The sequence below is a fragment of the Nostoc sp. genome (genome assembly GCF_036917755.1).
Taxonomy (GTDB): domain Bacteria; phylum Cyanobacteriota; class Cyanobacteriia; order Cyanobacteriales; family Nostocaceae; genus Nostoc.
Map to the genome: position 1 here is coordinate 17,045 of NZ_JBALFC010000153.1, position 12,088 is coordinate 29,132.

At 44.3% G+C, this 12,088-nt stretch carries 14 protein-coding genes; 6 read left to right on the forward strand and 8 right to left on the reverse strand.

Annotation, left to right across the window (positions count from 1 at the left end):
- Window positions 1-446 precede the first annotated feature (446 nt).
- The 5 genes from V7L05_RS31885 to V7L05_RS31905 form a co-directional block, all read right to left on the reverse strand.
- Window positions 447-1,049 carry a cytochrome c oxidase subunit 3 gene (locus V7L05_RS31885; RefSeq protein WP_335170247.1) on the reverse strand — a complete coding sequence of 201 codons (603 nt, stop codon included), beginning with the start codon at window positions 1,047-1,049 and terminating at the stop codon, window positions 447-449.
- A gap of 89 nt (window positions 1,050-1,138) precedes the next feature.
- Window positions 1,139-2,800, reverse strand: a complete 1,662-nt coding sequence (gene ctaD / locus V7L05_RS31890; protein WP_335170248.1) for a cytochrome c oxidase subunit I — start codon at window positions 2,798-2,800, stop codon at window positions 1,139-1,141.
- 14 nt (window positions 2,801-2,814) lie between these two features.
- Window positions 2,815-3,729, reverse strand: a complete 915-nt coding sequence (locus tag V7L05_RS31895; protein ID WP_335170358.1) for a cytochrome c oxidase subunit II — start codon at window positions 3,727-3,729, stop codon at window positions 2,815-2,817.
- A 94-nt stretch (window positions 3,730-3,823) separates the two neighbouring features.
- Complete coding sequence (locus V7L05_RS31900) at window positions 3,824-4,429, reverse strand: DUF2231 domain-containing protein (protein ID WP_335170250.1); 606 nt, start codon at window positions 4,427-4,429, stop codon at window positions 3,824-3,826.
- Window positions 4,426-4,926, reverse strand: coding sequence for a DUF2231 domain-containing protein (locus V7L05_RS31905; RefSeq protein ID WP_335170252.1), 501 nt, complete (start codon window positions 4,924-4,926; stop codon window positions 4,426-4,428). The genes V7L05_RS31900 and V7L05_RS31905 overlap by 4 nt, the downstream gene beginning before the upstream one ends.
- 876 nt (window positions 4,927-5,802) lie before the next feature.
- Here V7L05_RS31905 and V7L05_RS31910 point away from each other — a divergent pair.
- The 3 genes from V7L05_RS31910 to V7L05_RS31920 are packed head-to-tail and all read left to right on the forward strand — an operon-like array spanning window position 5,803 to window position 8,677.
- Complete coding sequence (locus V7L05_RS31910) at window positions 5,803-6,375, forward strand: chemotaxis protein CheB (protein WP_335170254.1); 573 nt, start codon at window positions 5,803-5,805, stop codon at window positions 6,373-6,375.
- A gap of 4 nt (window positions 6,376-6,379) precedes the next feature.
- Window positions 6,380-8,425, forward strand: coding sequence for a hybrid sensor histidine kinase/response regulator (locus tag V7L05_RS31915; protein ID WP_335170255.1), 2,046 nt, complete (start codon window positions 6,380-6,382; stop codon window positions 8,423-8,425).
- A 21-nt stretch (window positions 8,426-8,446) separates the two neighbouring features.
- Complete coding sequence (locus V7L05_RS31920; protein WP_335170257.1) at window positions 8,447-8,677, forward strand: hypothetical protein; 231 nt, start codon at window positions 8,447-8,449, stop codon at window positions 8,675-8,677.
- Here the strand turns inward: V7L05_RS31920 and V7L05_RS31925 are convergent.
- Window positions 8,616-8,987: a DUF2237 family protein gene (locus V7L05_RS31925; protein ID WP_335170258.1), complete on the reverse strand. Its 372-nt coding sequence runs from the start codon at window positions 8,985-8,987 to the stop codon at window positions 8,616-8,618. The two genes, V7L05_RS31920 and V7L05_RS31925, sit on opposite strands and share 62 nt — an antisense overlap.
- A 154-nt stretch (window positions 8,988-9,141) precedes the next feature.
- On the opposite strand from V7L05_RS31925, the gene speB reads away from it, so the two are divergent.
- From speB to V7L05_RS31940, 3 genes are read left to right on the forward strand one after another with little or no spacing between them, the layout of a single operon-like run.
- On the forward strand, window positions 9,142-10,185 hold the full coding sequence (gene speB / locus V7L05_RS31930) for an agmatinase SpeB (protein WP_335170260.1): 1,044 nt from the start codon (window positions 9,142-9,144) through the stop codon (window positions 10,183-10,185).
- A gap of 45 nt (window positions 10,186-10,230) precedes the next feature.
- Window positions 10,231-10,800, forward strand: coding sequence for a Uma2 family endonuclease (locus V7L05_RS31935; RefSeq protein WP_335170261.1), 570 nt, complete (start codon window positions 10,231-10,233; stop codon window positions 10,798-10,800).
- Window positions 10,801-10,819: 19 nt separating this feature from the next.
- Window positions 10,820-10,945: a hypothetical protein gene (locus V7L05_RS31940; RefSeq protein ID WP_335170263.1), complete on the forward strand. Its 126-nt coding sequence runs from the start codon at window positions 10,820-10,822 to the stop codon at window positions 10,943-10,945.
- Window positions 10,946-11,172: 227 nt separating this feature from the next.
- Here the strand turns inward: V7L05_RS31940 and rsmG are convergent, their stop codons facing one another.
- Window positions 11,173-11,910 carry a 16S rRNA (guanine(527)-N(7))-methyltransferase RsmG gene (gene rsmG / locus V7L05_RS31945; RefSeq protein WP_335170359.1) on the reverse strand — a complete coding sequence of 246 codons (738 nt, stop codon included), beginning with the start codon at window positions 11,908-11,910 and terminating at the stop codon, window positions 11,173-11,175.
- The gene (locus V7L05_RS31950) at window positions 11,907-12,068 is read right to left on the reverse strand and encodes a histidine kinase (RefSeq protein ID WP_335170265.1); all 162 of its coding nucleotides are present in this window, start codon (window positions 12,066-12,068) and stop codon (window positions 11,907-11,909) included. The genes rsmG and V7L05_RS31950 overlap by 4 nt, the downstream gene beginning before the upstream one ends.
- Window positions 12,069-12,088: the final 20 nt, after the last annotated feature.

Sequence of the window (12,088 nt, forward strand, 5' to 3'; positions counted from 1 at the left end):
TTGGAGTATAAATTCATCTTCCAATCGATAGACTCAGCCGCGATGCCTGGGGCGGGCTACGCCTACGCCTACGAAACAGGAATATCAGAGGACTTACGCATTTCACGAAATTATCACCTTAAGGGACTTGCAAGAAATAAATTATCCAAAAAAACGAACCACAGAGACAAGGCAGTGCGCCCTTGCGGTTCCCCGACTTGTTCGCGCAGCGTCTCCCCTTGGGAGAAGCAACTGCCGCGCAGAGAACACAGAGAGAAGAGAAATAGAGAGGATTTTTGCGTCAGTTTTGAGATATTTTTTTATTTGGAAGTCCCTAAACTCTCAATCGTCCACGAATTTATGATAATGAAACCACAGATAAACAAAGATGCACACCGATGAATGATCTGTGTGCATCTGTGATTCTAAATATTGTTAGACTGTTATTCTCACAAAAAGTCTAATCTTTACTGCCAAACGTAGATAAGGATAAACAAAATAATCCAGATAACATCGACGAAATGCCAAAACAGTGAAGTTGCATTGACGCCGAAGTGACCTGTATTGTAGTTCCCAGGTATGAAAGAACGTACCAAAATTATCAACTGCAACAGGATACCGGTGAAAACGTGCAAACCGTGAAAACCTGTTAGTAGATAGAATGTACTACCAAATACCCCTGATGTGAAGCCAAAGGCGAGGCCGTTCCATTCAATCGCCTGTCCAACCAAAAAGTAAGTTCCCATCGCCATTGTTGCCAAGAGAAACAGGCGAAATTTCACTAAGTCATGGCGTTGAAGGGCGCGTTCTGCTAAGTAAATCACAAAGCTACTGGCGACAAGAATGACTGTGTTGATTGCCGGTTCTTTTACTTCTAGTCCAGAAACACCAGCTGGTAGCCAGTTAGGAGTTGTTGTTTTGTAAATGGCATATCCGGCGAAAAAACTTAAAAAGATAACGCTTTCGGACAGTAGGAAGACAATGAAGCCAAACATTTTGTTGCCTTCTTCGTCGTGGCTGTGTTCTGCGCTTGGCTGGTGCAATTCATTTGAATTGATATAGCTGTCCATTCTGCTTTTGGGCTGAGGGGTGAGTTTGAAACGCAAAGGGAAGCGCAGAGGTACGCGGAGGGTTTTTGCGTCTTCCCGATAGTTTGCGTTTATTCTGGGAGGTTGGCTGTCAAGGGTTCTGATTTGCCGTAGCCGTAGGGTTCGGAGATGATGATGGGGATTTCTTCAAAGTTTTCTACTGGAGGGGGTGAAGAAACCATCCACTCTAATCCAATTGCCCGCCAAGGATTATTAGGTGCTTTCTCGCCTTGCATCCAAGAAATTACCATGTTGAATATGAAGGGCAAGGTGGACATTCCTAATAGAAATCCGCCGAGGCTAGCGATGATATTCCAAAATTGATACTCTGGGGCGTAGGAAGCAACTCGACGTAACATTCCTTGCAATCCTAATGGGTGCATGGGCAAAAAGTTGAGGTTGGTGCCGATGAAGGCTAACCAGAAGTGGATTTTACCCCAGCTTTCGGAGTACATCCGCCCGGTCATTTTGGGGAACCAGTGGTAGATGGCAGCAAATAAGCCCATCGTCACGGTGCCGTAAAGGACGTAGTGGAAGTGTCCCACCACAAAGTAGGTATTGTTAACGTGGACATCAACTGGCACAGAGGAAAGCATGATTCCTGTGATGCCAGCGAAGACAAACATGATTAATCCACCCAAGGCAAACAGCATGGCGGTATTTAGCCGTAGTTTACCGCCCCAAATAGTTGCCACCCAAGCAAATACTTTAATTCCCGTGGGTACAGATACACACATGGTTGTCAGCATGAAAATCAACCGCATCCAGCCTGATGTACCACTGACGTACATGTGGTGTACCCAAACAATGCCACTCACTGCTGCAATCAAGATGGATGAAATAGCGACTACTTTGTAACCAAATAGAGGTTTACGTGAATAAACTGGGAAGATTTCCGAGAAGATGCCGAAGATGGGCAAAATAATCACGTAAACGGCGGGGTGGGAGTAGAACCAGAAGTAATGCTGGAACATAACTGGATTCCCGCCCTTGGCTGGGTCGAAAAAGGCGGTGCCAACTGTGAGGTCAAGTAGCAGCATCACCGCGCCAGCTGTCAATGCAGGTAGTCCGAATAGTTGGATAATTTGGGCGCTAAATACTGCCCAGACAAACAAGGGCATTCTGAAGAAGCCCATTCCTGGTGCCCGCATCTTCACGATTGTGGTGACAAAGTTCACTGCCCCCATAATTGAGGATACGCCGGATATTGCCACCGCTAAGAGCCAGATAACTTGACCATTAATCAAGTTACCTGTGGGATTCTGGAGACTGACAGGCGGATAAGACCACCAACCGGCTTGGGCTGGGCCACCAGGGATAAAGAAGCTACCCATCATCAGAATCCCGACTACTGGCACCATCCAAAAGGCAACGGCATTCAGGCGGGGAAATGCCATATCTCGCGCCCCAATCATCAGTGGCACTAGATAATTAGCAAAACCAACTAGTGAGGGAAATGTCCACAAAAACAGCATCACGGTGCCGTGCATGGTGAACATCCCGTTGTAGACGGTGCGATCGACTAAATCTGATTCGGGTGTCATCAGTTCTCCCCGCATCACCATCGCAAAGATTCCGCCGACAAGAAAGAAGAAAAATGAGGTAACGAGATACTGGATACCAATTACCTTATGGTCAGTACTAAAACTGAAGTATTCTTTCCAATTACTTGGAGATTCGTGGTTATGCTTCTCATCAGGGAGAAGAATACCTTCAATAGGAACATTAGTCATGGGTTACTTTCCTTTCAACCAGGAGAATTGACTAGAGTCGGTGCAGCAGGTGGAACTGTTACCCAACCAGTTTTGACTGACTGATTCGATGTTTGAGCATACTCAGATGCTGCCTGATTATTTGCTGGAGATGGCTTTTGGGTTGCAGCTTGTGCCAGCCACTGCTGATAATCTTCAGGAGATTCGACGACTACATTCGCTTGCATTGTTGCGAAGTATGTGCCGCTATATTGGGAATCGGTCAATCGGTATTGTCCGGGGCGGATAGGAGTAAATTCAAAGTCGATCGCATGGTTGGGAATAATATCCTGCTTGAGGCGAAATGCAGGTACATAGAAGCCGTGGAGAACGTCTTGCGATCGCAGCGCTAAACGTACCCGGCGATCGCTCGGTAAATGCAATTCGGTACTTGTAATATCTTTCTCTGGGTAATGAAAAACCCACGCCCACTGTTTAGCTAATACGTCGATTTTCTCAACGGGTTCTGCTAAGGCGTTAGCTGGTTCTGCATGAGCCGATTCCATTCTCAGTGGATTATGCAGGTGAACTAATTCTGATGGGCCTTGAATCCCCATTTGTTCGTAAACTTGGTAGCTGTAGCCGGCAATCCAAAATACTAACAGAATTGGGATTGCTGTCCAGACAACTTCTAAGGTGACATTCCCTTCTATTGGGGGACCATCGGTGAAGTCATCTTTAACTGCCCGATGGAAGATCACAGAATACATCAGAGTACTTGTTACTCCCAAGAAAATGAAAGCACCGAGGGTTACTAAGAAGCTAATCAAATCATCAATTAGTTGGGATTCGGCTGCTGCTTGGGGGGGAAGCCAGGAGTAAGCCTGCTTACCGATCCAGAGACTCGTAATAGTCACTGCGATCGCGCCTGTAAGCAGCGTCAAAATATTTAAAATCTTTTGGATTTTCATGATCATTGGGTATTGGGCATGGGGCATTGGGCATTGGGCATGGGGCATTGGGCATCGGGCATGAGGCATCGGGCAAATGACAAATGACAAATGACTAATTGAGGTCTTGTCCCAATCGCAGCAAATTATCTGCTGTATTATGTACGCCAAATTCGGCAGCCATTTGCGCCCCTAGTGTCCCGTGAACGTACATAATCAACATGATTGCTATGCCTGCGAACAGATAGATCCATTGCACTTCTCTATCTGTCTGTTTATATTCTTGTTTGGCCCAAACGAAGCGCTGCCATGCTCTCCAGATGGTCAGGACAACAATCAGCGCTAATAAGAACACACCACCCACACCATGCCAAATCATGGTTTCCATTGCCTGCAATCCCCAGGCACTTTTCATATCAGCTGGTGGTGTTGCCAACAGCATTTCATAAAAGCCTGCTGCCACTGTGAAAAATGTAATGATGCTGGCAGCTAACATGTTGTACCAGCCAACATCAAATAATTTGTCACGTTCCACAGTAATTGCTAAAAATTTGAAGACCCATTTTTCAAAGGGGAAGAGAACACCAACAATATCAAAGGTCATCCCAATGATGAACAAACCTATTGTCAGATGGACTAAGTTGGGATGAATGGGAATTGTGTAAGGTAATCCGTTTGCGCCTAGAGAGCCGCTTAATTGGTCAATTAATTCTGAGTTCATCGCAACAGACCATCCTTTACTGCTTCCACAACTGGCACTGTATGCAATCCATACACCCAAACAAGTTGATCTCCGAGATATACCTGCAAGCCAACTATCAAGGTCAAAATTAGTCCGGCTCCCAAATAATAAATTGGTACTTTTTGCGGGTTGCGGGCACGAATTACATAGCGCCAAGCTGTAATCGCTGTGATAATTCCCGAAAGCGACCAACCAATTAGCGTATGCAAATTCAGCACCGATTTCGCTAGGCTGTAAGGTTGTGCTAAACCCGCTTCAAACTGACCAAAAATGATTGCAACGAAAATAGCGATCGTGGCAACTAACATATTCCACCAACTCACCTCAAAAAGACTGGCTTTACCAGTAAAATAGCCAATTACATCACAGAAAAAGGAAAACACTATCATCGCAATTACGAAGTGGACAACGATGGGATGAATCGTATCTGGATAGGGTAAATTGTGGTCGTTCAAAGATGTAAAATACTCAAGCATTGTCTTCTCCTGGACATATCTACCGCACTTTGGTCAATCCATTTTGGATTTTAGATTGCCGATTTTAGATTTACTCCGCCTCTGAGGAGATATAAACCAAAAGAAACTAATCCAAAATCTCAAATTGCTAGTCAAACTTCAATAGTTGATGGATACTCACTAACATCACCACAAGTATCCATCCATAATTGACCGAAATCTGTTCAATATTTGCGCGGTGCAATACGCTTAATGATGTCTTAGCTTTTTGTAGCCAAATCTGGTTAAATTTCCTAGATAGAATAATTTTGGTTTTGATTCATTTCCTCATGCCGATAGTCTGCAACAGCAATTCTTGGTGGAGCTAATCAAATCGCTGTTGTTGGTTGATTTGCCTAACCTACCTTTTAGCTTAAGTAAATTTTTATGAATTGTCAAAAAAATAAATATTAAACTTTTAAAAGTTAGTTATCTAACAAAAAACTATTTCTACAATGTATCGATTCTGGCATTAATTAAAATTTTAAAAAGCCTAAATATAATATTTATTTGTGAAGTAGCTCACAATGATAAAATATTTATTTGTCATGCAAGTGACAAAATTATATAATCTTCAGTAGTTGGTATATGGCGAGATGTTTGTCAAGTTTCAATTCATACTAGCCCTGGCGACTATAAGTCGCGGCTATACAAACAAAACCCACCTTCGTGGGTTAAAAACCCTTGATTTTCTCTTAGTCCACCTCCGTGGACTAAGCTTTGTGTAGTAGCGTAAAGCCTTCGGCATAGCTTCGCTTAGCGCGTCAGCGTCCCGGAGACTCTATTATATTCGCCCAATACTTTTAAAACATCCTCGAAGATTGAAACCCACATTATACAGGTGTGATAACTAAACAAGTGTCGTTTAAAATTGTGGTAATTGGTACTTCTTTGGGCGGATTATCAGCATTAAAAATTATCCTGGGGAACTTACCAGCAGATTTCCTAGTGCCGATCGCGATCGTGCAACACCGTCACAAGGAGTCTAATAACACACTCCAGGAGTTATTACAAGAATCCACTTTGTTACCGATTCGAGAAGTGGAAGACAAAGACGAAATACTACCAGGACATATCTACATAGCTCCAGCAGATTATCACTTGCTGGTTGAACTAGATCACTTTGCTCTTTCGACTGATCAGCCTGTTTGCTATGCTAGACCATCTATTGATGTGCTGTTTGAATCAGCAGCCGATGTCTACAATGAGCAAGTGATTGGTGTAATATTGACAGGAGCAAACCAAGATGGTATGCAAGGTCTTAAGAAAATAAAAGCGCGGGGAGGGCTGACTATTGTACAGGAACCTGCCACAGCTGAGAGCGACGTTATGCCAGAGGCAGCAATCTCTGCTGTTGCAGTAGACTGGATTTTGACACTTTCAAACATTGCTTCCCAAATGGTCAAGCTTTGTCACTCATCACGGAAATAAACCCATGCAGATGGAACCCAAAGTAAACATCCTCCTAGTAGATGATAAGCTAGAAAATTTGCTGGCACTAGAGGCAATCCTAGAAAAACTCGGGGAGAATCTCGTGAGAGCTACTTCTGGAGAAGAAGCTTTGCGGTGTCTGCTGCATCAAGACTTTGCGGTGATTTTGCTGGATGTGCAAATGCCAGGGATGGATGGCTTTGAAACAGCTACCTTGATTCGCAATCGGGGGCGATCGCGTCACACTCCAATTATCTTTCTCACCGCCTTTAGCACTAGCGACCAAATGCTATTTAAAGGCTATGCCTTGGGTGCAGTTGATTATTTGCTCAAACCATTAGACCCGAATATTTTGACTTCTAAAGTCACAGTATTCGTAGAACTATTTAAGAAAACAGAAGCTGTTAAGCAACAAGCAGCGCAGCTGGTAGCTGTGAATGCCGAACTCAGGCAAAGTGAAGAACGATTGCGATCGCTGAGTACCTGTTCACCCGTTGGCATTTTTGAAATTGATACTGAAGGAGGCTGTAGATATACTAATCCCCGCTATCAGGCAATTTGCGATTTGAAAGCGGCAGAGAGTTTAGAAAAAAGATGGCTAGAATCTGTTCATCCAGAAGATCGAGAACGAGCAATTGCCAGTTGGTCTGACTACATTCGTCAAGGTCGTGACTACTCTGAAGAGTTTCGTTTTCAAACTGCTAACGGTATCATCCGTTGGGTTCAGGTTCGCTCATCACCAATGCTTTCCGGTCAAGGAGAATTGCTGGGATATGTCGGCACTCTCGAAGATATTACTGAACGCAAACAAGCAGAAGAAGTCCGCGCTCAAGTGATTCGAGAACAGACGGCAAGACAGGAAGCAGAAGCAGCAAATCGGATGAAAGATGAGTTTCTCGCCGTTCTCTCCCATGAATTGCGTACACCCCTAACCTCAATGCTGGGCTGGTCAAAAATCCTCCGCTCTAAGAAACTTGATGATAAAGCTACTTCCCGTGCCTTGGAAGCGATCGAACGCAATGCTATATCTCAGATGCAACTAATTGAGGATATCTTAGATGTATCCCGGATTATCCGTGGTCAGTTGCGGTTAAATGTATCTGCGGTGAATCTGATCTCGGTGATGGAGGCAGCCTTAGAAGCAGTGCGTCCCCTAGCAGAGCCAAAAGATATTAAGTTAAATACTGTCCTGGATACTTCGGTAGGGTCAGTTTATGGCGATCCAGCCCGGTTACAGCAAGTTGTCTGGAACCTACTAACTAATGCTATTAAGTTTACCCCTAAAGGTGGCAGGGTAGAAGTGAATCTGTTAGTAGTCTGTGGTGAAGGACAACAAACAACTCACAAATACGCCCAAATTCAAGTTATCGATACGGGCATTGGCATTAGTTCCGAGTTTTTACCCAAAGTATTTGAGCGTTTCCGGCAAGCAGACAGCACCACAACGCGATCGCACAATGGACTAGGATTAGGACTAGCGATCGTCCGTCATTTAGTGGAACTCCACAAAGGTACAATTTTTGCCCAAAGTGCAGGCACTGGACAAGGAGCAACCTTTACTGTCAGACTACCACTCCTACAAGACAATAGGGGTAGCAGGGGGAGTAGAGAAGCAGCAGGAGAAATTTCTTCCCCGGTGGCATCGATGCCCCTTGCTGGATTAAGAGTTTTAGTTGTAGATGATGAAGCAGATACCCGTAACTTTCTCAGTTTTATGTTTGAGGAGTATGGAGCGATCGCCATTGCGGTAGCATCAGTTGAGGAAGCGCTAGCAATAGTTGAACAAGCAAAACCAGATATCCTGATTAGCGACATCGGCATGTCAGAGCAAGATGGTTATACACTGATTCGGAAACTGCGCTCTTTAGAACCAGAAAAAGGCGGACGTATTCCAGCGATCGCTTTAACAGCATACACGCGAGAGGAAGACCGCTTAGAAGCTCTTTCAGCAGGGTTTCAGCAGCATTTATCTAAGCCAATTGACCCCACTAAATTGATTGCTATGGTTGCCAATGTATTAAAATTACCTATGGAAGTTTCGGTGAGTTGATTTGGGAGTGGGGAGTGGGGAGTGGGGGATGAGGCAGATGAGGGAGATGAGAGAGATGAGGGAGATGAGGGGGATGAGGGGGATGAGGGACAATTATTGAACAGGTTTCTTCCTTATCTCTTCCCAATGCCCAATGCCCAATGCCCAATGCCCAATGCCCAATGCCCAATGCCCAATGCCCAATGCCCAATTAAGAGGAAGTTAGAGCATATTTTTTCAGTTCGTCTAGGGAAACCACTTCCAAAGCTCTAGCATGGGTTGCAGAGAGAATGACGGGTGGAGCAACGCCAGCATCGAGAGCTTCTTGCCAGCGAGATGCACACAAACACCAGCGATCGCCAGGCTTCAGCCCAGGAAAGTTAAAATCAGGAACAGGTGTGCTGAGGTCGTTTCCCCGCGATTTGGTGAACTCCAGGAATTCTGATGTCACTTGGGCACAGACAACGTGCGACCCGAAATCCTGACCACCTGTGTGACAAAAACCGTCGCGGTAAAACCCAGTCATCGGAGAAGTACAGCAAACCTCTAGATTTCCATCGATTACGTTTTTAGCGTCTGTCATCGTTAATTCGTTGCAGCTAATTTTTCCACTTCGATATAAGCCTATATTGACACTACTTTCCTTAGTAGTTTACCGCCTGTGAAAAATTTTGATTAGAATGCAAATGTCCACTAGGCGGCGTGCTGTCTATCCACGTAAATCCAGAAGATACTCAATGAGTAATCAATTAAAAGACTACAATCCCAGTGGCGTAGGTGAAGTAAATGGCAACCTCTTAGGTTTGCCCTGTGATTACGAGTCTGCAAACTTGGTTGTCTTTGGTGTGCCGTGGGAAGTCACCGTTTCCTATGGTGCTGGCACTGCTAACGGCCCACAGCGAATTCTCGATGCTTCGACTCAACTGGAATTGTTCGATTTTGATCACCCTGATGGTTGGAAGCAGGGAATTTTCATGGTGGAAATTCCCCAGGATATTGTAGAGAAGAACACATACTACCGCGTCTTGGCAGCAAAAATTATTCAGCGATTAGCCCAAGGTAAAGAACTTTCAGATACACCAGATTTAACACCTGTACTGACAGAAATTAATCAGGCTGGTGAACAGGTGAATCAATGGCTGTTTGAAAATTGTCAACAAGCAATTAATCATGGTAAGCGAGTTGCAGTCATTGGTGGAGATCACAGTTCGCCTTTAGGTTATTTCCAAGCATTAGCGGCTAACTACGCAAACTATGGCATTTTGCACATTGATGCCCACGCAGATTTACGCGATGCCTATGAGGGATTTGAGTTTTCCCATGCGTCTATTATGTTTAATGCGATGAAAATACCGCAAATTTCTAAGTTAGTGCAAGTGGGTTTGCGTGATATTAGTCATGATGAAGTGCAAATGATTGACCAATCTAGCGATCGCATTATTGCTTATTACGACCCAGCTATTAAGCAAAAGCTTTACTCTGGAACAACTTGGATTGATTTGTGCCGAGAAATTATCAGTCATTTACCTGAGTATGTTTACATTAGCTTTGATGCAGATGGTCTAGATCCAAAACTCTGTCCGAGTACAGGTACTCCTGTTCCAGGTGGGTTGGAATTAGAGCAAACTTTTTGTCTGTTCCGAGAATTGGTCAATAGTGGGAGAAAAATTATTGGCTTTGATATCTGCGAAGTCGGTGATGGGGAGTGGGATGGTAATGTTGGGGCGCGGGTAGTTTACAAGCTGGCAAACTTGATGGATTTATCTCAGCAGAAAATATAAAGGATAAAATTTTGGCAGAGTGGCAATAATACTCAACTCAAGGCGATGACAACAGCAATTCCTCCGTCTCTCACCCTCGAAGAATTCCTCAAACTGCCAGAAACCAAGCCTGCTAGTGAGTTTCTTGACGGTCTAATTTACCAAAAACCTATGCCTGCTGGCAAACACTCTCGCCTGCAACTCAAGTTTTGTGATGCTGTAAATCAAGTTGCAGAAACATCACAAATTGCCCTCGCCTTTCCAGAATTGCGCTGTAGCTTTGGTGGACGTTCTATTGTTCCTGATGCTGCTGTATTCATTTGGGAACGAATTCCTTTTGAAGCTGATGGCGAAGTACCCAATACTTTTGAAATTTATCCTGACTGGACTGTAGAAATTCTCTCACCTGAGCAGAGAGCTACTAAAGTTATCAGTAATATTTTGCACTGTCTTAAACATGGTACTCAGCTAGGATGGTTAATCGATCCAGATGAGCGATTGATTTTAGCATTTATACCAGGACAGGAACCTATTGAGTTGACAAGTAGCGATTGTCTTCCCACACCAAAGTTTTTAACACTGGATTTGACAGTTGAGCAGGTTTTTGGGTGGCTAATACCAATTCGTAATTCGTAATTGTAACACGAGTTGTCGAGTGAAAAGAGCCGCAGCTACGCCCATCGGAGATATCGCTTTATTTGCTTCTGATTATTGGTCAATAGCGATCGCTCAACTGTTGTTTGACGATGCGATCGCCACAAACTTTGCAATCACCTTATAGTAGTTGTGAAAATATAAAAAGTATTTAGTCGTTATCTTCAATTTGCAAATATTCAGACTTAATGTTGGGTAATACGAATGTTCTACCCAACCTACGAATAATTAAATTCCATACCCTTTTTGTGGTGTTCTGTACTAAGTCCCATTAACCAATCATTCCACTTCTGAATTCGGAAGTGACTAATTCATACTTTCACTCAGCAACGCCCTTTTTCTCACACTCTCTCCTCAAAGCGGGTTTTGAGAAGGTACACCTACAGCACGGGGAAAATTAGCCGGTGTGTTTGCTACCTTACGCACATAAAGGCAATGACGGATGCTATCACTTAGAGGAGTGGTAAATTTTTCAATTAATTCAATTACGCCACCTAGCTGGTTAACAGTATTTTGCAAAGCTGTGGTTTCTTCCTCTGTCCAATTACCACGATAAATTATGGCTAAACCACTTTGTTTGAGTAATGGTAGGGCATATTCTGCACAAACAGAAGCTGTGCCAACAGCGCGGATCAAAGCAATATCATAAGCTTGTCGATGCTGGGGTTGCTGACCGATTTCTTCAGCCCTACCAACGAGAGTTTTGGCATTGGTCAGCGCAAGTTCAGTTAATATATTGTCGATAAAAGTAATTTTTTTCCGGGTTGAATCCATCAGAGTAATTTTGCAACTAGGTGCAGTAATTGTCACCGGAACACCCGGAAAACCTGCACCCGTGCCAATATCAATCACAGATCCAGCTTCTTGAAGAGACGGGATAAATTCCCCCTGTGGCGCAATTCCTCGCAGAGAATCCCACAGATGTTTTTCCCAAAACTCTTGGGGGTCAGTGATCCGAGTTAAATTTAGTTGGCGATTACCTTCTAGAATTAATTCATAAAGTCTCTGGAATTGTTCCTGCTGTTGGGCTGTTGGTTCCCAATTAAGAGTTTGCTGCCAAATTTCTGCCATCTCAGGCAATAAGTTTGTCATTGGGCATTGGGCATGGGGCATTGGGCATTGGGCATTGGGCATTGGGCATGGGGCATTGGGCATTGGGCATGGGGCATGGGGCATGGGCATTGGGCAATAATCAATAGTTCATCTCCCCCTGCTCCCTCATCTCCCCCTGCTCCCTCATCTCCCTCCACTCCCTACTCCCCACTCCGCT